This window comes from Streptomyces sp. NPDC005752, assembly GCF_040630715.1.
Lineage (GTDB): Bacteria > Actinomycetota > Actinomycetes > Streptomycetales > Streptomycetaceae > Streptomyces.
In genome coordinates this window covers 60,362-80,364 of sequence record NZ_JBEXYB010000034.1, presented here as the reverse complement: position 1 = coordinate 80,364, position 20,003 = coordinate 60,362, and the positions used below count along the sequence as shown (strand labels likewise).

Genomic DNA, 20,003 nt, shown 5'->3' with positions numbered 1-20,003 from the left:
CTGGACACGGGTTATGCGGCTGGTGCCAGCGTAGTTGGTGTGTGTTGGAGGGCGTTTTCGAAGGCGATCGGTGATTGTTGTCCGAGGCGTGAGTGTCGGCGTCGGGTGTTGTAGCGGTGGAGCCATCGGAAGGCGTCGAGTCGGGCCTCGCGCTCGTTGGGCCACCTCTTTCGCCCTTGCAGGGTCTCGCGTTTGAAGGTCGCGTTGAAGGACTCGGCGAGTGCGTTGTCCGCGCTGGAACCGACCGCGCTCATGCTTCGCCGGACCCCTGCTGACCTGCAGGCTTCGGCGAATATCCTGCTCGTGTACTGGGCTCCGTGATCGGTGTGCATGATCGATCCGGCGAGGCTGCCTCGGGTGCGGATCGCCGCGGCCAGGGCGTCGGTCACCAGGTCCGCGCGCATGTGGTCGGCGATCGCCCAGCCGGTCAGGCGGCGCGAGGCGAGGTCGATGACGGTCGCCAGGTAGCAGAACTTCCCGCCGTCGATGGGCAGGTAGGTGATGTCGCCGACGTACTTCGTGTTCGGGGCCTGGGCGGTGAAGTCACGCCCGATGAGGTCGGGCGCCTTGGCCGCGGCCGGGTCGGGGACGGTGGTGCGGTGCCGGCGGCGCAACCGGACCCCTTCGATCCTGAACATCCGCATGATCCGGGCGATGCGTTTGTGGTTGAGCGCCTCTCCGCTCGTCTCGCGGAGCTCGGCAGTGATCCTCGGGGCTCCGTAGGTGCCGTCCGATTCCTGATGAACCGCCCGTATCCGGACAGCCAGCTTAGCGTCGGCCGCCTGCCGGGCGGCCCGGTCCGCAGCCGTCCGGCGCCAGTAGTAGAAGCTCGAGCGGGCGACGCCGAGGATGCTGCAGAGCCGCTTCACGCCGTAGCGGCGCTGGAGGTCGGCGACACACTGGAAGCGGTTCACCAGCGGGTCTCCCCGGCGAAATACTTCGCCGCTTTGCGCAGGATCTCGCGTTCCTCCTCGAGCTCGCGGACCTTCCTGCGCAGGGCCGCGTTTTCCGCTTCAAGCGGGGTCGGCGGCTGGGCCGGTTCCTGCGTCCGGCGTCCCCGGGGACGACTCACGCCGGCTGCCCTCACCCAGTTCCGCAGCGTCTCGGGGTTGATCCCCAGATCGGCGGCGACCGACCTGATCGTCGCTTCGGGCCGCGACTCGTACAGCGCGACCGCGTCCGCCTTGAACTCCGGCGGATAGTTCTTCATGACCACGAGATGTCCGTTCTCAGATCCTCAGGATCCAGTGTCTCGTGTGTCCAACATCCGGGGTCAAGGCCCCAGCTTCCGCCGAGGGCGACCCGGCTGGATCCGTTCAAGCCGTTGATCGACCAGATGCTGCGGGCGGACTTGGACGCGCCCCGCAAGCAGCGGCACACGGTGAAGCGGATCTTCGAGCGGCTGCTGGACGAACACGGCGCGGACGAAATCTCGTACCAGATGGTCCGTGGCTACGTCGCCACGCGCCGTGAGGAGATCCGGGTCCAGGCCGGCCGGGGGCTGGTGGAGGCGTTCATCCCGCAGACCCACAAACCCGGAGCCGAGGCGGAAGTCGACTTCGGGGACGTGACAGTGCGGTTGGCCGGCGAGCTGGTGACCTGCTACCTGTTCGCGTTCCGCCTGTCCTACTCGGGCAAGGCAGTGCACCGCGTCTTCGCGTCGGCCGGGCCGGAGGCGTTCTTCGAGGGCCACGTCCACGCTCTCAACGTGCTGGGCGGAGTGCCGGCCTCGAAGGTCCGATACGACAACCTCAGGGCCGCGGTCGCCCAGGTGCTGGGCTTCTCCCGGCAGCGGGTGGAGGCCGAGCGGTGGACAGCGTTCCGTTCGCACTACGGCCTGGAGGCTCTTTACTGCCAGCCAGGAATCCGCGGCGCCCACGAGAAAGGTGGCGTCGAGGGCCAGATCGGCTGGTTCCGCCGAAACCACCTCGTCCCCGTTCCGGAAGTCGACACGCTCGCTGAGCTCAACGAGATGATCGAGCGGTGGGACGAAGCGGACGATGCCCGGCGGATCCGGTCGCGGCCCCGCACGATCGGCGAGTACTTCACGGCCGAGCGGCCACTGCTGGGCCCGTTGCCGGACGAGCCGTTTGAGACGGGCCGGCTCTTCACCCTGCGGGTCGATCGCTACAGCCAGATCAGCGTCCGCACCAACCGCTACTCGGTGCCGGTGCGGCTGATCGGCAGGACCGTCCGCGCGATGCTGCACGCTTCCGAGCTGGTCGTCCATGACGGCCGCGAGGAAGTCGCCCGGCACTAACGGCTGATCGCCAAGGGCGGATGCCGCCTCGACCTGGACCACTACCTGGAGGCACTCGTGCGCAAGCCCGGTGCCCTGCCGGGAGCGACCGCTCTCGATCAGGCCCGCTCCGCGGGCAGATTCACCCCGGTCCATGACGCCTGGTGGGAGGCGGTCGTCAAGGCCCACGGAGAACGTGACGGCACCCGCGCACTGATCGAGGTCCTTCTTCTCGGCCGCCACCTGCCCCACGAACACCTGGTCACCGGCCTCGCGGCTGCCCTGAGGACGGGAGCTCTGACCGCGGACGCCGTCGCACTCGAAGCCCGTAAAGCATCGGAGGAGGACGGTCAGGCCCGAGAGGGACCCGTGGCGCCCGCGGCCGGCCGGTCCAATGTCACCTCCCTGGCCTCACGCCGCCTGGCTCACCTGCCACGCGACAAGCGGCCGCTTCCCTCGGTCGCCCACTACGACCAACTGCTGCGACTGCGCCGGCCGGACCGCCCCACCACCTGAAGGAGAACGACTGTGACTTTCCCCCGCCAGCGAGGAATCACCGAGCAGGCCGCCACTGCCAGGCATGCAGGATGCTGCGGCTGCCCACCATCCGGTCCCAGTTCCCCGAGGTCGCCGCGACGGCCGAACGCGAGCAGATGTCCTACCTCGGCTTCCTCTCCGAGCTCCTGCTGGCAGAGTGCGACGACCGGGGCCGCCGCCGCTCCGAACGGCGCATCAAGGCCGCCGGATTCCCCCGCGACAAGGCCCTGCGCAAGTTCGACTTCGACGCCAACCCCAACATCGATGCGGCCATGATCCACACCCTCGCCAAGTGCGAATGGATCAAGAAGAGCCTGCCGCTCTGCCTCATCGGCGATTCCGGCACCGGCAAGTCCCACCTGCTGATCGCCCTCGGCACCGAAGCCGCGATGGCCGGCTACCGGGTCAAGTGCGTCCTGGCGACCAAGCTGGTCAACGAGCTCGTCGAGGCAGCCGATGAGAAACAGCTGACCAAGACCATCGCCCGCTACGGCCGCGTCGATCTTTTGTGCATCGACGAGCTCGGATACATGGAACTCGACCGCCGCGGCGCCGAACTCCTCTTCCAGGTTCTGACCGAGAGGGAGGAAAAGAACAGCGTCGCCATCGCCTCGAACGAATCCTTCTCAGGCTGGACGAAGACGTTCACCGACCCCCGGCTCTGCGCCGCCATCGTCGACCGCCTCACCTTCGGCGGCAACATCATCGAGACCGGCACCGACTCCTACCGCCTCGCCACCACCCGCGCCCGAGCCGAACAGCAGCAGGCAGCCGGCTGAACAGCGAGGGATTCCCCCACCCCTCAGTTCTCCTGAAAGCGCTGACGCCACCACCCACACGCGCCCCACGGGCTTGCCAGCATGAGGTGAGGGCTGAGGGTGACAGTCCGGCGGTCAAACTCGGCATCGAGCCTGCCGATGAGCTTGCCCAGGTCCTCCCGAGCCCCGTGGGGAAGCCACAGCAGCACGTCCTGCAAGCGGTCTCGCGCCACCAGAGGATCACAGCACTCACAGGCCAGCACCGGATCCGGCAGCACACGCCCTGGCTGATTCAGATACAACCGGCACTCGGCCAGGGCAACAGATACGGCCCCCGGCCACAGTCGGTCCTCTTCCAACTTCCGGATCGCTACGCGAGTCGCCGCAGACACACCACGGATCCGGCGAACCGGAATACCTCTTCTGGGCCGCCAACGCTCCGCGCGCAGCCCCTTCGGACGCCTACGCGGCATCGGCCTTTCGGATCAACATGGCGTCATCCTGCCACGGACCGGACTGCCTTGGCACGCGATCACCGAGAGCCCGACATCAGGTGCTCTTACTTCTCAACAACATTCATGCGCTCCCTCGACGACGAGTGATGCTGGGACCCATCGACAAGTGCTCTCGCTTGAGACCTACGCAACCACCCATGGACTTCCCACCTTGGCCAACGGTGTTCTGGTATTTCACCTTGTGGCACGACGGCGGCACGGTCGAGCGGATCCATGCCCCGTTCCCAGAAGCGGCGCTCGGTCTGCCCTGCCTGCCACCGCCACCATTCCAGGAGGGAGGACCCGGTTACTTATGCCGCTCGCTGATGGCGTGGGAGGTCGGGGTGTCGTCGGGGCTGGCTGGTGCCGCTCCGCGGAAGTTAGTGGAGGGGTATCGGAAGGCTGATCTGGCCGCGTCGGATGTGTCAGGCCGAGCAGAAGAACGCGGAGGCTTCAGCGGGCGTGGTCGCTTGGCGACGTCCGGGCACATCGTGGACGGTAATTGCGCCCTCGGAGCGGAGCTGGTCGGCGCCGGCGTCCCGGGTCATGATGGCGGCGTAGGAACGGACGTCCGCGGCGGTGGGGTCCGTGCGACCTCGCTCGGTGTACTGCTGGAGGAAGCCGGGGACGTCCGGGTCGAATCGCAGCATGGTCACCGCCGCGTTGAAGCGCCTGGCGATGGCGACGAGTGAGCCTCCGCCAACTTCAAGTCGCACGTCAAAGGGCTGGTGTGACGCGCTCTCTGGATGCTCATGCTGGTCGTGGGTGGGAGTCCGCGAAGAGGATCATCCGTCAGCGGTTGACTTCGAGGTTCGGCAGGACGAGCAGAGCGCGCAGAAGTCGGGGGGCGCGGCGGGATCGGTGCGGAGCTTGGTGAGGATCCGCCAGTTCTTGAGGTGGGCGAAGCCGTGTTCGACCGGTGCCCGTCCGACGGCGAGAACTCGGTTGGCTTACTTCTCGCCCGGGGTGAGCTTGTGGGTGCGGCTGGCGGTGCAGCCGGTGACGATGACGGGATTGAGAATGTGGTTGTCCAGGCCGCGAAAGCCCAGGTCAGCCAAAGCTCCGAGGCCAGCAGCGCGCAGATGGGCCAGCATGTGGTCGTGGCGGGCGGCGGTGTTGTCGTGGGTACGGCCGGGCCGGGCGGCGGAGGACCAGATCAGACGGCCCTTCTCGTCGGTCAGGGCGACGAAGTGCAGGCCATGGCTGCAGTGCTTGCCGGAGTAGTTCCGCCGGCCGGCTCTCCCGGTGCGGCGCTGGGTGCGGATGAGGGTGCCGTCGATCAGGGCCACCTACCCGCCCTGCTTGGCAATCTTCTTCAAGGCGCGGTGCCTGGCGGCAAGCATTCCGATCAGCTCATCGCGCCAGCGGCGGACAGTGGATTCGGACACCTCGTTGCCGCCAGCCATGCCTGCGCGTGCCCGCTCGCGGCGGACCTTGGCACTGCCGCAACTGGACGCCCTGCTGCGCCGTGACGGATGCACCAACGCCCGGCAGATCAGGTGCGTGACCTGCTGAGGCCCGTAGAGGAGGGCGCAGCACGTCGCGCGGACGCGTCTCCGTCCTTGAGGAACCCGGTGTCATCGATGATCAGCGCGGTGGGCTTGATGACCGGCTCCATGCTGGGGAGCATGCTACGTGCGTCATCTGCGCCGAGGTGGGACATGCCGAGAAGTGCGCGTCGAGCACGACTACCGCGTGATGAAGCAGAGCCTGGGCCTGGCCCACTCCGAAGGCCGGACGTGGCCAGGCCCGGGCCGCGCCAGTGGCGGCGGTCAGAGGCTCTTAGTGCCGCCGGGCGCCGCCTGGGCCGCGAGGGCGCGCCGTCGTTCTCCGTCGGCAGCACTTGCCCGGCCAGGCGGGCCAGATGGTCACGCTCTGCTTCAGTGAGTTGGAGAGCTGTCGCGAGCGCAGACAGCACCTGCGGTGAGGGCCGGGGTGCGCAGTGCCGAGGAAGGCATAGCCGCGCTTGTCGTGGCAAGCGGCGACCGCTCGGGACTGCTTCAGGAGGTTGATCGCGAGCAATGCTCAGGACCTGTGGATCGGCCTCGGGAGGGGTGCCTCGCGAATCGCGGAGGGCGTACCTTCTCGAGTGATCGATTGATGGTCACTGAGTAGGCCCGCGTTGCTGCGCGGGTCGGGAAAGCACGCCCGTGCTCAGCGTAGTCACCGAAGACGGCACCACCGAAACCGGATCCCTGCTGGACGGCATCGTCCGCGAGGGCGTTCGCCGGATGCTTGCAGCCGCTCTGGAAGCGGAAGTCGACCAGTACATAGCCCAGCTCGTCGGCGAGCGGGACGAGCAGGGGCGCCGGCTGGTGGTCCGCAACGCCCACCACCGTGCCCGGCAGGTCACCACGGCCGCCGGAGCGGTCGAGGTCAGCGCGCCGCGCGCGAACGGCAAGCGCGTCGACGAGGGCACCGGGGAACTCAAGCGGTTCTCCTCCAAGATCCTGGCCCCGTGGTGCCGCAAGTCCCCGAAGGTCACCGAGGTCCTGCCCCTGCTCTACCTATGGCGCGATGGGCCTGTGGAACGCCCTCGCGGAGGTGTTCCCCGAGGCCCGGCATCAGAGGTGCTGGGTTCACAAGGTCCGTAATGTCATGAACGCGTTGCCGAAGTCCGCACAGCCCGGCGCGAAGAAGGCCCTGCAGGAGATCTGCAACGCTGAGGACCGCGCCCACGCCGAGAAGGCGGTGAAGGACTTCGCGAAGGCGTACGGGGCGAAGTGGCCCAAGGCCGTCAAGAAGATCACCGACGACACCGACGAGCTGCCGGCGTTCTACGACTTCTCCGCCGAGCACTGGATCCACCTGCGCACCACAAATCCAATCGAATCGACCTTCTCGACCGTGAAACTTCGGACCAAGGTCACCCGCGGTGCGGGCAGCCCGGCCGCCGCGCTTGCGATGGTCTTCAAGCTCGCCGAGTCCGCTCAGGCCCGCTGGCGGGCGATCACCGCACCCCACCTCGTCGCCCTCGTCCGAGCCGGCGCCCGCTTCGAACGGGGCGCCCTGGCCGAACGACCCGCGGTTCGAGCGGCATGAACACCACCAGCTGCCGCTGGTCGGAAAATCGGTGGCAGGCCCGGCTGGCTCATGGTGAAGATCGCGGCATGGCCAACTTCCTGGAGACCGACCGGCTCGTCCTGCGCGCGTTCACGGCGGCCGACACCGACCACCTGCTTGCCCTGGACAACGACCCCGAGGTCATGCGCTTCATCAACGGTGGACGTCCCACCAGCCGCCAGGCGATCGAGACGCGGGCCCTGCCCCGGCTCCTGCGCGATTACCCGTGCTGGGAGACCCACGGTTACTGGGCCGCGCAGGAGAAGACCACCGGCACCTTCCTGGGCTGGTTCGAGTTCCGGCCGTTGGAGGAGCACAGCACCGCCGTGGTCGAACTCGGTTATCGGTTGAACCAGGCGGCGTGGGGACGCGGTTACGCCACCGAGGGATCCAGGGCCTTGATCCATAAGGGGTTCACGGACCTGGAGGTCGAGCGGGTCACGGCGAACACGATGGCCGTCAACACCCGTTCCCGTCGCGTCATGGAAAAGTCGGGCCTGTTCTTCGTGCGGAACTTCACCGGGGACTGGCCGGAGGCGATCGAGAGCTCCGAGCACGGTGAAGTCGAGTACGAACTCACCCGGACCGAGTGGGAACAGGCTCGATAGACGTCACCGCCGAATCCACCACTCTTGAGAATGGCTCGTTGATGCCCGCTCGACGGTGTTGCGCCAAGTACTCCTCGACAGAAGCTCGCGACGGCGGCCGGCCCGCGCCCTGTCTGACCGCCCGTCCGAACTAGTCGGATGTTTCGGTGCCGGCGTGCACGGTGGTCTCGTGCAGCGACAAGCCGACGCCTTCCCTGGCGAGAACGGCCGGGAGTGATCCAACCGCCTCGAAGACTGTTTCGTCAGGAGTTCTGAGGGGTGAGCTTGTCATTGACTCCGGCGTCGAGCGCCGCTCGCACTTGTTCAGTGTGCGCAACGCCGTATGGCGAGTCGGGCGTGTGGGGAGTCGCCTGGCGCGGATCTGGGCGATGTGGACGTGTGGATGAAGCTGTGGTTCGCGCTGCGGCAGAGTTGATCGGGGAAGTGGCGGAAGGGCACCAGCCCCCACCCGAGACGGCGGACATCCGGCTGCCCACGGGTTCGGTAGTGGCGCTATTCTCGCGCTCATGCCTCCTGTCTTGCGGCGCACTCTGTCCTCCGTCGAGGCGTCCCGGGCGCTGCGCGTGCTGAGTGTGTGGACACCGGCCGACGCCCCGGCTGGGAGTCTGCATCCTGGGAACGTGGGGTGGCTGCTGCGCCAGGCGGACGCGACGGTCCATCTCTGGGTCGACGCGCGCGGCGACGGGCGGCCCGACCCTCGGATCGACCTGCGCCACGACGCCGCCGCGCCCGTCGCGGTGGGCTTTCTCGACGGGCGGGTGCTGCGGGTGACCGCCGCACCCGATGCCGATCTCGGGGCGCTCGCGGCGGACGCCGAGGAGCTGCTCGTGCCGGGTAACGACTGGACCGACGGTCTGCCCGTCCCGGGTTGGCGGCCCGATCTCGAGGAGCACCGGCTCGTCCTGTCCTGGACCCCGGAGCCGGTGACGAGCCGCGCGGAGCCGGTCCGCGACTCCGACGCGGCCGACCGGGTACTGATCCACAGGTCGGCCTTCCCCGGCTCGAAGTTCGCCCTGAAGCACTGGGAGACGATGCGGGCGTCTCCGGCGGGCCATCTGCTCGTGGAGGCCCTTGTGCGCACCCCGGATGGGGACCCCGCGGCCGCCGCGACCGGCTGGTTCGGGGGCGTGGGCCGATGCGGCCTGCTCGAACCCGTCGGAACTCACCCGGAGCATCGCGGCCACGGCTACGGCCTCGAGGCCGTGCGGGGCGTATGCGCGGTTCTTGCCGACCGGGGCGCGAGTACGGTGGCCGTCCTGACACCGGCGAGGAACGAGGCCGCCGTGGCGCTCTACCGATCAGCCGGATTCACCGTCGTACGGGAGTACCGCCGCTGCAAGCGCCCCGTGCGGGGGTGAGTTCCTGCTCGCGGGTCGTTGGCCCGGAGAATCTCGCCGGCCCCGGCGGCAGGAGGAACAAGGAGGCCCCGGCAGGTGTCGGTGAGAGGGCGTGAGTGGGCGAAGGATGGGCGGGTGGACGCGGGCGAAGTCGGGGGGCTCCGCCGGCGAAGGTGGTCCGCGCGGTGGCGTGGGTGGCACGGTGGCCGAACGCGGCCCGCGGACTGGTTACCTGAGTGTCTTTCTGAACAGGCACAACGTGCGTTTGACTTCGAAGCGCCGCGAGAGCGGCTGTCGGCAGCGATCGGCATCCGTCTCGGTGGCGCCGGTGAGCGACCACCGCGACCGGACCGGCTTGTTCGCTCTGCCGCTGAGCGGATTTCGGCCCCCGCCGGCCGGGGTGACCGAGGGGCTGGACCCCGAGCCCAGTGACCAGGAGCTGGAGCCGTCGGATTCGGTAGGTCGTCGCGGGTGGGTCCAGCGGTCCGTGGCCCTCAGTGGCCGGGGGCGCCCGCGCGCAGTCCGTTCATCACGAGGTCCAGCAGCCGGGCGGCCCTGGGCTGCCAGTCTTCCTGCGGATCCAGCTGCCAGAGGCCGGCGATGGCCAGGAAGAAGTCGTCCGGCGTCACGCCCGGCCGGATGGTGCCGGCCTCTTCATTGGCGCGGAGCAGCGATCCGGCGGCTTCCATCACCGGGGCGGGTCCGGGTTTGGCCGGGCCGCCCGGTGTGCTTGTGACCAGCCGGATCGCGTCGGCGAGTCCGGCTTTGGTCATGGCGAACCGGGCGAGTCGGTCCATCCACTCGCGCAGGGCCGCGTCGGGTGCGCGGCCGCACAACAGCTCGGCCGCCGCGGTGGCCACCTGTTGCATCTCGTAGCGGTAGATCTCCAGGACGAGTGCTTCGCGGTGGGGGAAGTTGCGGTAGAACGTGCCCTGTCCGACGCCTGCCTTCTTTGCGATCGCACTCAGAGGGACGTCCGGGCACACCGTCAGCTCGGTCATGGCGACGTGCAGGATGCGCTCGCGGTTGCGCACGGCGTCCGAACGCGAGGGTGTTTCCTTCTTCGGCTGGGACACGCGTCCTCCCGACGAGTGTGTGGCGGAGTTCCGCCCTTGTTAAGCGGACAGCTGTCCGTTACGTTGGCGGTCCAAGCGGGCAGCAGTCCGGTTAGGGCTACCTTAGCGCGGCCCGGTGCCGGTACGCATCGGACCTTGCGTCCGAAAGGCTGCCCCGTGTCGATCCCCCCGTCCCCGGACACCGAAGAAAGCTGATCATGGCCTTAGCACCCTCGTCGACCGCCCGTACGGTCACTCTGGACATCAACGGCGAGAAGTACCACCTGTCCGTCGACCACCGCACCACTCTGCTCGACGCCCTGCGCGAGCGCCTCGGCCTCACCGGCACCAAGAAGGGCTGCGACCAGGGGCAGTGCGGGGCCTGCACCGTCCTGGTCGACCGGCGCCGCGTCGTCTCCTGTCTCCAACTCGCGGTGGCGGCAGAGGGACACGAGATCATCACCATCGAAGGCATCGCCGACGGCGACGACCTGCACCCCGTCCAGCAGGCGTTCCTCGACCTGGACGGCTACCAGTGCGGCTACTGCACGCCCGGCCAGATCTGCTCGGCCATCGCCGTCATCGAGGAGCACGCGGCCGGCTGGCCGAGCGCCGCCACCGAAGACGTACGCCCCGAGTCGGTGCCGCCACCCCTGACGGCCGACGAGATCCGCGAACGGATGAGCGGCAACCTGTGCCGCTGCGGTGCCTACGTCTCCATCGTCCAGGCCGTCGCCCGTGGCGCCCGGGCCAGTGAAGAGGCCCGTACGGCAACAGCCGAGGAGGACGCCGCGTGAAGGAGTTCGACTACCGACGCGCCCAGGACGTCACCGGTGCACTCACCCTGCTCGCGGCCGGAGCGGACGCGCGGTTCCTCGGCGGTGGCACCAACCTGGTCGATCTGATGAAGAGCGGCGTCGAGCGCCCCGCCCTCCTCGTCGACGTGCGCGAACTGCCGCTGGACCGCGTCGAGTCCACGGCCGACGGCGGCCTCCGTATCGGGGCGACCGTCACCAACAGCGACCTGGCGGCCCACTCCGACGTCCGCCGTCGCTACCCGGCACTGACCCAGGCCGTGCTGGCCGGAGCCTCCGGGCAGCTGCGCAACATGGCCACAGTCGGCGGCAATCTGCTCCAGCGCACCCGCTGCGGCTACTTCACCGATGTCAGCGGACCGTGCAACAAGCGTGTCCCCGGCAGCGGCTGCCCGGCCGTAGCCGGTGAACACCACAACCACGCGGTCCTCGGTGCCTCCGGCCACTGCGTCGCCGTGCACCCCTCCGACATGGGCGTGGCCCTGACAGCGTTTGACGCCCAAGTCCGTTACGAGACCCTCGACGGGCCGGGCGAGGTGCCGCTCACCGACTTCTACCTCCCGGTCGGCGACACCCCGCACCGCGAGACGAACCTGCCGCCCGGCGCACTGCTCACCCACATCATCCTGCCCCCGGCGCCGCTCGCCGCCCACTCCCGCTACCGCAAGGTGCGCGAGCGCGCCTCCTACGCCTTCGCCGTCGGGTCCGTCGCCGCCGCGCTGGATCTGGAGGACGGGCAGGTACGCGAGGCCCGGCTCGCCCTGGGAGCCGTCGCCTCCCGGCCCTGGCGCGCCCGTGCCGCCGAGGCCGTCCTGACCGGTGCACCGGCCACCGGCGAGACCTTCGCCGCCGCCGCGGACGCCGAACTCGCCGCCGCCGCACCACTGCCCGACAACGGATACAAGGTGACCCTCATGCGCAACCTCGTGGTCTCCGTCCTGACCGAACTGGCGGAAGGCAACGCCCGATGACCACCACCGCTCCGGGCCCCCCGGCACTGCGCACGGCCGTCGGCACCGCCCGCACCCGGGTCGAGGGCCGCGAGAAGGTCACCGGCGCCGCGCGTTACGCCGGCGAGATCCCCTTCGCCGGCCTGGCCCACGGCTGGCTGGTCCTCTCCACCATCGCCCGGGGGCGCATTCGTGACATCTACACCGGCCCGGTACTCGCCATGCCGGGCGTCCTCACCGTGCTCCACCACGGCAACACACCGCGCCTGCACACCGATTACGTCGGCATGCTCGGCACACCGCCGGACCCGGCCGCCGTCGTCTTCCAGCACGACAGGGTGCCGTTCGCCGGCTGGCCGGTCGCCCTGGTCGTGGCCGAGACCCCCGAGGAGGCAAGGGAGGCCGCCGAGACGCTGGTGGTGACGTACGACCAGGAGCCGCACACCACCGTGCTGACCGCGGACGACCCCGATGCCTACCCAGCAGCCTGCCACATGCCCGCGGAGACCGAGAAGGGCGATCTGCAGGGCCGGCTGGCCGCCTCCGGCGTCGTGCTGGACGAGGAATACACGACCCCCGAGGAACAGCACAGCATGATGGAGCCGCACGCGGCCACCGCCCGGTGGGAGGACGGACGACTGGAGGTCGTCGACTCCAACCAGGGCGCCGGCTGGGTCCAGTCCGAGCTGGCCATGCTGTTCTCCCTCGACGCGTCCTCGGTACGGGTGCGCTCCGAGCACATCGGCGGCGGGTTCGGCAGCAAGGGCCTGCGCGCCCACCAGGTGTCCGCGGTCATGGCCGCCACCGCACTCCAGCGACCGGTACGCGTCGTCCTGACGCGACGTCAGACGTTCTCACTGGCCGGATACCGCAGCCCCACCGCCCAGCGGGTCAGGCTCGGCGCGGACCCCGACGGCAGGCTCCGCGCCCTGGAACACCGCTCGCTCAACCAGACCTCGACCGTCTACGAGTTCGTCGAGCCAAGCTCGGGCGTCGCCCGGATCCTCTACGACGCCGACGCCCACCGCACGGCCAACCACGTGGTACGCCTGGACGTACCCTCCCCCACCTGGATGCGGGCGCCGGGAGAAGCACCGGGGTCGTTCGCGATCGAGTCGGCTCTCGACGAACTGGCCGACCGCGCCGGTATCGACCCGGTCGAACTCCGCCTGCGCAACGAGCCCAAGGCCGGGCCCGTCTCCGGTCTCCCCTTCAGCAGCAACAACCTGGCCGCCTGCCTCCGCGAGGGCGCCCGCAGGTTCGGCTGGGCAGGCCGCGACCCCCGCCCGGGTATCCGCCGCGACGGCCGCTGGCTGCTCGGCACAGGAATGGCGGCAGCCTCTTTCGGCGCCGGGGCCATGCCGTCCACGGCCCTGGTCACGGCGGAGGCGAGCGGCTCCTACACCGTACGGATCGCCGCCGCGGACATCGGCACCGGCGCCCGCACCGCGCTCACCCTGATCGCCGCCGACGCCCTGGAAACCACCCCGGAAGGGATCCACGTCCGGATCGGTGACAGTGACTTCGGTCCCGCGATGATCGCCGGTGGATCCATGGGCACCCGCTCCTGGGCCTGGGCGGTCACCGCGGCCGCCACCGAACTGCGGGAACGGCTCGCGGCGACCCCGGACATCCCGCCGGAGGGGATCACCGTGCGCTCCGACACGACCGAGGCCCTTGGTGCCCTCGCACAGAAGGAACGGCATTCCTTCGGAGCCCAGTTCGCAGAGGTCGCCGTGGACATCGCCTCCGGCGAGGTCCGGGTGCGCCGCATGCTGGGGATCTTCGCGGCCGGCCGGATCGTGAACCCGCTCACCGCCCGCAACCAACTGGTCGGCGGAATGACCTGGGGCATCTCCATGGCCCTGCACGAGGAGGCCGTCCGCGACCCGAACACCGGCCGCCACTACTCCCCCGACCTCGCCGGCTACCACGTGGCCACACACGCCGACGTCCCCGACATCGAGGCGGACTGGGTGGACGACCACGACCCGGACGACCCCATCGGGATCAAGGGAGTGGGCGAGGTCGGCATCGTGGGCGCGGCCGCGGCCGTCGCCAACGCGGTCTGGCACGCCACCGGCGTACGCCACCGGAATCTGCCCATCCGCCCCGACCGCGTCCTCGCGGCACCCGCACTTCCGCCCTCGGACAGCGGAGCGGCGGATGCTTGACATCGCCGACACGCTGAACACCTGGATGGACGATGGCCGGGAGTTCGCGGTCGCCACCGTCGTCGCCGTGGACGGCAGCGCCCCACGCGGCCCCGGAGCCGCCCTCGCCGTCGACACCCGGGGCACAGCCATCGGCTCGGTCTCCGGCGGCTGCGTGGAGAGCGCCGTCTACGAACTGTGCGCCCAGGCCCTCCAGGACGGCCGAACCGTACGCGAACGCTTCGGCTACAGCGACGAGGACGCCTTCGCGGTCGGTCTGACCTGCGGCGGGGTCCTCGACATCATGGTCACACCGGTCCATGAGGGCTCACCCCAGCGTGAAGTGCTGCGAGCCGCAACCTCTGCCGCAGCCTCCGGCGGGCAGGCGGCGCTTGCCCGGGTCGTACGTGGCCCGGCAGAGCTGCTCGGGCGGGCCCTGCTGGTCCGCCCCGACGGCAGTCAGGAGGGCGGGCTCGGCGGCCACATGAAGCTTGACCGCACGGCGGCAGCCGAGGCACGGGCCCTGCTGGACACCGGCCGGACCGGCACCGTCACCCTCTCCGAGAACGGCTCGCAGTGTCCCGGCGGGCTCACCCTGCTCGTCGAGTGCAGCGTGGAACCACCCCGCATGATCGTGTTCGGTGCCATCGACTTCGCCGCGGCCCTGGTACGGGTCGGCAAATTCCTGGGCCACCACGTCACGGTGTGCGACGCCAGGCCCGTCTTCACCACCCGGGCCCGCTTCCCCGAGGCGGACGAGGTCGTCGTCGACTGGCCGCACCGCTACCTGCGGAGCACCAGGACCGACGGACGCACGGTGCTGTGCGTCCTCACCCATGAAGCCCGGTTCGACGTACCGCTACTCACCGAAGCGCTACGGAGACCGGTCGCGTTCGTCGGGGCGATGGGCTCGCGCGGGACCCACGAGGACCGGCTGCGGCGGCTGCGTGAAGCAGGGCTGAACGAACGCGAGCTGGCGCGGCTGCGATCACCCATCGGGCTGGACCTCGGAGCCCGCACCCCCGAGGAGACGGCCCTGTCCATCGCAGCGGAGATCATCGCGGCGAGACGCGGCGGGACAGGCCTGCCCCTGACCGGCAGCGCGCACGCCATCCACCACGACCTGAAACAGACAGCAGCCTGACAACCGCCGCCTCGTCCGGGATGCCGGCATCGGCCGCACCGGAAGGATTTCTCCAGCACCCCTGGGTCGGCGGCCGAGGCCGAGGAGAACGAAGGCTCCCTGATTATCGGAAGCTGAGCCGGTGCGGGTGAGCCGGATCGGTCGGGCAGGGCCAGGCCAGCCGAGGTCTCCCCCGAGGCAGTACCCAATGCCCAGCCCCGCTCAAGCGCACGAGCCTCCATCTCCGCGTCCAGCTCGGACGGCACACGGCCTATCAGACGGACCCCTGGATGACGACTTGAGGGCCACACAACCCATCAACAAGCACACACGTCAATCCCACGCCTTCGACGAAATAGCATTTCACCGCGGGTCGTCTATCGTCCGATCCAGCCCTGCGGAACTCGACCTGCGGTGGTTCACCGGGTCCCGCAGCCAGTACTCCGCCGCGGGCTCGACCAGTGGATCACCGCTGTCTTCTCCTGTTGTCAGTGTCGGCCAGCAGAATGGCCACCAGTGACGCCGCCTGACTACGGCACGACGAGAAGAGCACCTTTATGCATGAATTGCCGCAATTCGAACGTCTCTACCCGGACGGCCAGCTGACGTCCCCCTCTGGGCGGTTCCTGCTGAGCTGCGATGCGGTTGGTGTCGCCGTGGTCACTGACACCGAGAGCGACCAGGTCGTGTGGCGAGCGGGCGCGGCGGGGACGCTGTTGCTGGGGGGCGGGTACGAGGTGGTGGTGGAGACCGAGGACGGCCAGGGGCCGGTCTGGCACTCGGGCTTCTCAGCGCCCGGTGCGCAATACGTGATCCTCACGGACGCGGGTGAGTTGGAACTTCTGGACCGCTCGCACGTCCGCGTGGGCAATATACGCACCGGCCCCGTCCACGCCGTGGCCCTCGGGGACGCGGCACCCGCGGCCGCCATCACCGGGGACGCGTATCTCGTCCGTGAGGGGAAGGTCCGCCGGACCGTGGCCCGCGAGCAGAACGGATGGCTGCGGGTCCACCAGAGCTGGAAGGGCGGGGGCGGAAGCTACGCGCTCACCGGCCGGTTGGTCGACTGGCTGGAACAGGAGGGTACCCAGCTCACCTGGCGCCTGCACAGGCCGGGCGGATCGACGTCCAAGGCCTGGATGCTGTGCTTGGTCGACTCCGAAGGCGCCGTCCTGTGGCACGAGGGGACCCAGCTCCCGCACGGGCCGATTCCCATGGGAGCGCCCTACGCGTACGGCGGACCGGTCCTGGAGGCAGGCGGGCGCCTGCGCAACCAGTCCCTGACATCCCCCGACGGGACTCACACTCTGGCCCACCAGGACAACGGCGATCTGACATTGCACTGCCATACCGAGCACCGCGTTGTGTGGAGGACCGCAACGGACGGGATCGGCGGTGGATGGGCAGAGCTCTCCGAGAGCGGTGACCTGTCGGTCCGCAACGTTCACGGCGCCCGGATATGGAGCTCCGCCACAGCCGGTTCGGGCGCCCGCCAGCTCGTGGTGCGGGACGACGGCCGTGCAGAACTCCTCGACGCGGACGGCGGGTCGGTGTGGTCGACCGGCCCTCACGCTGCCTGTAAGGGACCCGCCGCCGACGCCCCGCGGGGGGCGGTGCTGCGCCGTGGGCAGACACTGGGACCGCACTCCCTCACCTCCGCCGGTGGGAGGACCGTGTTCGGTCACTGGGACGAACGGTATCTCGTGCTGTTCGCAGCGGATCACACCTGGCTCTGGAGCACGCACCTCGGCGAGACAGCCGAGCCGGGACTGCGCCTCGACGAGGACGGCATGCTGCGCGTCCTCGACGACGAACGCCCAGCGCTGGGCGGGCCGGCCGAAGAACTCCGCGTTCAGGAAGGCGAAGTGGTCCTGTGCCGCGCCGACGGTAGTGTCGTCTGGCGCAACGGTGAGGTGGTCGAGCCCGGCGCAGCCCCTGGGGAGCCGGCCGAGGACTTCGGAGCGTGGATGACGGAACTGACGGACCAGGTCAGCTACTGCGCGACTGTCGTGCACGACACGACGCCCGACGAGGCTCTGGCCCGGCTGGGCGCGGACCCGGTGAGCGTTCGCACCGGTGACTGGAGCGACCTGCTGTCCCAGAGCGAGATCGAGGACACCGGGATGGAGGACGTGCGCGTGGCCGCGTTCGCTCTCGGCTCGCACACCCTGCTCGTCGAGGACAACGGCCTGCTGGGCATAGGCAGTCCAGCGCTGTCCAAAGGAACCCTCGCAGTCTCCGCTTACAGCAGCGTCAACGGGGACACCGACTTCGTGGTCCATCGCAACGGCGAGACGGTTGTCGACCGGCACGGCAACATTAGCGAGGACCCGGTCCCACCGGAGCTCGAGGCGGCCATGGCGGCGATGGGAACGGAGGATCCGCTGGAAGCCGCGTTCGAGGACATTCTGGAACTCCTCTGCAGAACGGCAAATATCCGTCCGACGGTGGCAGACGTGACAGGCACAGCCCGATTCACGATCATTCCAGCTGCCTGAACACGCGCCCGGGCGCCGGCGCCACCGAGGGGCAGCCGGCGGCGACCTGCGCACTCACCCGCTCAAGGACTCGTTCGCCACCGGCCAGTTCCTCTCATCAGCCAACCGCATGGCGAAGGTTTCTCTTCGATTTTGTCCGGTTTCGCACGGCGCACGGGAACCCGTACGTGCAACTCGGTGTCCAGTATCCGCCCGACCGTAGAAGCTGACCGCCTACAGCGAGCAGGATGCGGGCGGTCAGCTTCCTGTCACGCGGCACAGTCATGGAGAGCAGGCCCGGTTCCTACCGTCTCGCCGATACAGAAGTCCGGCCCGGGCCACCCGCCAAGACTGTTTGGCTTCTCCCGGGGCCCATAGGGCGGGCTGTGGTCACTGGCCAACTCGGCCATCGATCCGCTCGCGAAGGAGGTCGGCGTGACCGCAGTGCCTCGCGTACTCGGCGATCTGTGCCACCAGGATCTCGCGTAGCGGCGCCTCCCCAGTCCGCGTGCCGAGGTCAGTGAAGCCGGCGATGAAACGGTCGGTCAGCTCGCTCTCGACTCACCACTGCCGCCAGGCATCTTCCACGACCGCCGAGTCGGCCACCGCTCCGTTCCAGTCGCCGTCACGGTCTTCAGGGGTGCGGTAGATCCTGGGCGAGTCCTCGCCAGCCATCCGTCGGAATTGACGTTCATCCTCGGCCACGTGGCGCACCAGCCCAAGCAGGGACCTAACTTGATCTCCAACCTCGGTGCCCGAACGAGTCCTCGTACTTGATGACTCGGACTGGTAACTGCGTCGCATGCAGGCGGTCTTCGGCTGATCATGTGATCCGACCAGGAACACACAACCCTCACTACGAAGGCAGTGGGGATGAGTCTGTCGCATCATCCTGTCCGGCAGGATCCGTTTGCGAGACCGTCACGCCTTCGGGGTGAGTTCTACTCCTGTCTGACCAGGCATGCGGATGGATTGTTCGCACTCGTGGACGCGGTGTTGTGCGCGGACGGTCCAGTCAGGCCCCTGGAGCCGCATCACCTCCGGGCCGCCGTAGCGGTCGTATTGAAGGCGCTTCACGAGGCGTATGCGTTCGAGATCTCGGTGGCGTAGTTCTTCCAGAGCGGCTGCATGGTCTCGGCGTTGACCGGTTGCCCGGAATCGATCATGGCCTTGAAGTCGCGGAAGTACTGCACATACAGGTCCGGCGTGAAGGTGTTCAGCATGACCGCGTTCTCGTCGCCGACGTTGGCGAACGTGTGCGGCGCCCCGGTCGGCACGATGACCCAGGTGCCCGGCCCGGCGTCGTATTGGTCCTCGCCGACGGTGAACCGGAAAGTTCCCGCCAGCACGTAGAAGCCCTCGTCATGCTGAGCGTGTCGATGCTGCAACGGACTAGGGGTGCCCGGCTCGATGCGGTTCAGCCAGGAGGAGTTCGTCGGGGTGTAGGCGATCTCAACGTTGTTCGCGGCGGCCCAGTCACCGACTCGCTGGCACTTCTTCGTGGTCAGGTGCGGGGAGAAGTTGTCGCAGACGATCGCGATGCGGACGTGGGCCGAGTAAAGCGTGCGCAGGTAGCGGCAGAATTCCAGAAACTGCGTTCGCCTCTTGATCGGCTTGATATGGCCGCAGAGCTTGTCCCTGGCCAGGTCGTAGGCGGCGAACAGGTGACGCACTCCGCCGTAGCGGTTGTAGGTCGCCCGTCGACGACGGCGTGGCTCACGGTCCGGGTCCTTGTGCTTGCCGCCGCGTTCGGCCCACTGCTTCCCGGGGTGGGGCATCAGGTTGAGTGGTCCGAACTCGTCCAGGCAGAAGACGACTTCGGGCTCGCCGTCCTCCGGTATGACCTCGCCGTCGGCGATAGCGTAGAGGTGCTCGACCCTCGCCCTCTTGGCCGCCTAGTCCGGGTCTCGGGAGGTCTTCCAGGTCTTCAGGCGTTGAAAGGAGACGCCTTCCTCGCGGAGCAGGATGCGCAGGCCCCTCGTGGCTGATGTCGTCGACCACCTCCTCGGCGACCAGGAAGTCCGCCAGCTTGGTCAGACTCCAGGTTGAAAAGGGCAGGTCGTGCTCGGTCGGCTTGGACTTCGCGATCTTCTTGATCTCGCGTCGCTCGGGCAGGGTGAAGGTCCCTGGGCCGGCCGCCCTTGTACTTCGGATACAGGGAGTCGAAGCCGTCGGTGTTGAAGTTGTGGATCACATCCCGGACCCGGTCCGCGCTGGTGAAGGTGACCTCGGCGATCTTCGCTACCGGCATGCCTTGGGCGGACAGCAAGACCATCTGGGCCCGCCGCCAGGTCACCACCGAACCGGTGCCCCGGCGGATGATCCGCAGCAGTTTGCGGCCCTCGTCGTCATCGATCTGCCGCACCCGCACCTGTCCCGCCACGACCTCGAACA

The 20,003-nt window shown here is 68.8% G+C and carries 14 protein-coding genes and 7 pseudogenes; 12 read left to right on the top strand and 9 right to left on the bottom strand.

Going from position 1 to position 20,003, the window contains the following annotated elements; genetic code table 11:
- Positions 1-11: 11 nt before the first annotated feature.
- A protein-coding gene (locus ABZ441_RS26005; protein WP_358978424.1) for an IS3 family transposase occupies positions 12-1,216 on the bottom strand; the annotation gives its coding sequence in 2 pieces (ribosomal slippage) (positions 12-925 and positions 925-1,216; 1,206 coding nt in all).
- Positions 1,217-1,324: 108 nt separating this feature from the next.
- Here ABZ441_RS26005 and istA point away from each other — a divergent pair.
- The 3 genes and pseudogenes from istA to istB all read left to right on the top strand — a co-directional run bounded on the left by istA (position 1,325) and on the right by istB (position 3,555).
- Complete coding sequence (gene istA / locus ABZ441_RS26000) at positions 1,325-2,260, top strand: IS21 family transposase (RefSeq protein WP_358978422.1); 936 nt, start codon at positions 1,325-1,327, stop codon at positions 2,258-2,260.
- A 57-nt stretch (positions 2,261-2,317) separates the two neighbouring features.
- On the top strand, positions 2,318-2,755 hold the full coding sequence (locus ABZ441_RS25995) for a hypothetical protein (RefSeq protein ID WP_358978420.1): 438 nt from the start codon (positions 2,318-2,320) through the stop codon (positions 2,753-2,755).
- 12 nt (positions 2,756-2,767) lie between these two features.
- A pseudogene (gene istB, locus ABZ441_RS25990) lies at positions 2,768-3,555 on the top strand (IS21-like element helper ATPase IstB).
- An 898-nt stretch (positions 3,556-4,453) separates the two neighbouring features.
- Here the strand turns inward: istB and ABZ441_RS25985 are convergent.
- From ABZ441_RS25985 to ABZ441_RS25970, 4 genes and pseudogenes are all read right to left on the bottom strand, one after another.
- Complete coding sequence (locus ABZ441_RS25985) at positions 4,454-4,744, bottom strand: hypothetical protein (RefSeq protein WP_358978418.1); 291 nt, start codon at positions 4,742-4,744, stop codon at positions 4,454-4,456.
- Between the two features lie 234 nt (positions 4,745-4,978).
- Positions 4,979-5,317: a transposase family protein gene (locus tag ABZ441_RS25980; RefSeq protein WP_358978416.1), complete on the bottom strand. Its 339-nt coding sequence runs from the start codon at positions 5,315-5,317 to the stop codon at positions 4,979-4,981.
- A gap of 206 nt (positions 5,318-5,523) precedes the next feature.
- Positions 5,524-5,658 carry a hypothetical protein gene (locus tag ABZ441_RS25975; protein WP_358978414.1) on the bottom strand — a complete coding sequence of 45 codons (135 nt, stop codon included), beginning with the start codon at positions 5,656-5,658 and terminating at the stop codon, positions 5,524-5,526.
- Positions 5,659-5,850: 192 nt separating this feature from the next.
- Positions 5,851-6,057, bottom strand: a pseudogene (locus tag ABZ441_RS25970) (hypothetical protein); the annotation flags it as partial.
- Positions 6,058-6,178: 121 nt separating this feature from the next.
- On the opposite strand from ABZ441_RS25970, the pseudogene ABZ441_RS25965 reads away from it, so the two are divergent.
- The 3 genes and pseudogenes from ABZ441_RS25965 (at position 6,179) to ABZ441_RS25955 (ending at position 9,057) form a co-directional block, all read left to right on the top strand.
- Positions 6,179-7,070, top strand: a pseudogene (locus tag ABZ441_RS25965) (transposase).
- A gap of 68 nt (positions 7,071-7,138) precedes the next feature.
- Positions 7,139-7,699 (top strand): GNAT family N-acetyltransferase, encoded by a 561-nt coding sequence (locus ABZ441_RS25960; RefSeq protein WP_358978413.1) that lies wholly within the window; start codon positions 7,139-7,141, stop codon positions 7,697-7,699.
- Between the two features lie 506 nt (positions 7,700-8,205).
- Positions 8,206-9,057: a GNAT family N-acetyltransferase gene (locus ABZ441_RS25955; protein WP_358978411.1), complete on the top strand. Its 852-nt coding sequence runs from the start codon at positions 8,206-8,208 to the stop codon at positions 9,055-9,057.
- A gap of 473 nt (positions 9,058-9,530) precedes the next feature.
- Here the strand turns inward: ABZ441_RS25955 and ABZ441_RS25950 are convergent, their stop codons facing one another.
- Entirely contained in the window at positions 9,531-10,112 is a 582-nt protein-coding gene (locus ABZ441_RS25950; protein WP_358978409.1) for a TetR/AcrR family transcriptional regulator, read from the bottom strand.
- Positions 10,113-10,309: 197 nt separating this feature from the next.
- Here ABZ441_RS25950 and ABZ441_RS25945 point away from each other — a divergent pair, with 197 nt between their 5' ends.
- From ABZ441_RS25945 to ABZ441_RS25925, 5 genes are all read left to right on the top strand, one after another.
- Positions 10,310-10,888 (top strand): 2Fe-2S iron-sulfur cluster-binding protein, encoded by a 579-nt coding sequence (locus ABZ441_RS25945; protein ID WP_358978407.1) that lies wholly within the window; start codon positions 10,310-10,312, stop codon positions 10,886-10,888.
- Positions 10,885-11,877, top strand: coding sequence for a xanthine dehydrogenase family protein subunit M (locus ABZ441_RS25940; protein ID WP_358978405.1), 993 nt, complete (start codon positions 10,885-10,887; stop codon positions 11,875-11,877). Before ABZ441_RS25945 ends, ABZ441_RS25940 begins: the two co-directional genes overlap by 4 nt.
- Complete coding sequence (locus tag ABZ441_RS25935) at positions 11,874-14,030, top strand: xanthine dehydrogenase family protein molybdopterin-binding subunit (RefSeq protein WP_358978403.1); 2,157 nt, start codon at positions 11,874-11,876, stop codon at positions 14,028-14,030. The genes ABZ441_RS25940 and ABZ441_RS25935 overlap by 4 nt, the downstream gene beginning before the upstream one ends.
- The gene (locus tag ABZ441_RS25930; protein ID WP_358978401.1) at positions 14,023-15,153 is read left to right on the top strand and encodes an XdhC/CoxI family protein; all 1,131 of its coding nucleotides are present in this window, start codon (positions 14,023-14,025) and stop codon (positions 15,151-15,153) included. Before ABZ441_RS25935 ends, ABZ441_RS25930 begins: the two co-directional genes overlap by 8 nt.
- Before the next feature lie 635 nt (positions 15,154-15,788).
- Positions 15,789-17,630, top strand: coding sequence for a DUF6461 domain-containing protein (locus ABZ441_RS25925; RefSeq protein ID WP_358978399.1), 1,842 nt, complete (start codon positions 15,789-15,791; stop codon positions 17,628-17,630).
- A 369-nt stretch (positions 17,631-17,999) separates the two neighbouring features.
- Here the strand turns inward: ABZ441_RS25925 and ABZ441_RS25920 are convergent.
- Positions 18,000-18,338, bottom strand: a pseudogene (locus tag ABZ441_RS25920) (DUF664 domain-containing protein); the annotation flags it as partial.
- Between the two features lie 144 nt (positions 18,339-18,482).
- Here ABZ441_RS25920 and ABZ441_RS25915 point away from each other — a divergent pair.
- Positions 18,483-18,635, top strand: a pseudogene (locus ABZ441_RS25915) (transposase); the annotation flags it as partial.
- A gap of 47 nt (positions 18,636-18,682) precedes the next feature.
- Here the strand turns inward: ABZ441_RS25915 and ABZ441_RS25910 are convergent.
- Positions 18,683-19,015: pseudogene (locus ABZ441_RS25910) on the bottom strand (cupin domain-containing protein); the annotation flags it as partial.
- Positions 19,016-19,992, bottom strand: a pseudogene (locus tag ABZ441_RS25905) (IS630 family transposase); the annotation flags it as partial.
- Positions 19,993-20,003 lie beyond the last annotated feature (11 nt).

Excerpts from the sequence above, each read along its gene's own strand:
- ABZ441_RS25975 (WP_358978414.1), bottom strand. The coding sequence starts at position 5,658 with ATGCTCCCCAGCATGGAGCCGGTCATCAAGCCCACCGCGCTGATCATC.
- ABZ441_RS25960 (WP_358978413.1), top strand. The coding sequence starts at position 7,139 with ATGGCCAACTTCCTGGAGACCGACCGGCTCGTCCTGCGCGCGTTCACG.
- ABZ441_RS25955 (WP_358978411.1), top strand. The coding sequence starts at position 8,206 with ATGCCTCCTGTCTTGCGGCGCACTCTGTCCTCCGTCGAGGCGTCCCGG.
- ABZ441_RS25945 (WP_358978407.1), top strand. The coding sequence starts at position 10,310 with ATGGCCTTAGCACCCTCGTCGACCGCCCGTACGGTCACTCTGGACATC.
- ABZ441_RS25935 (WP_358978403.1), top strand. The coding sequence starts at position 11,874 with ATGACCACCACCGCTCCGGGCCCCCCGGCACTGCGCACGGCCGTCGGC.
- ABZ441_RS25930 (WP_358978401.1), top strand. The coding sequence starts at position 14,023 with ATGCTTGACATCGCCGACACGCTGAACACCTGGATGGACGATGGCCGG.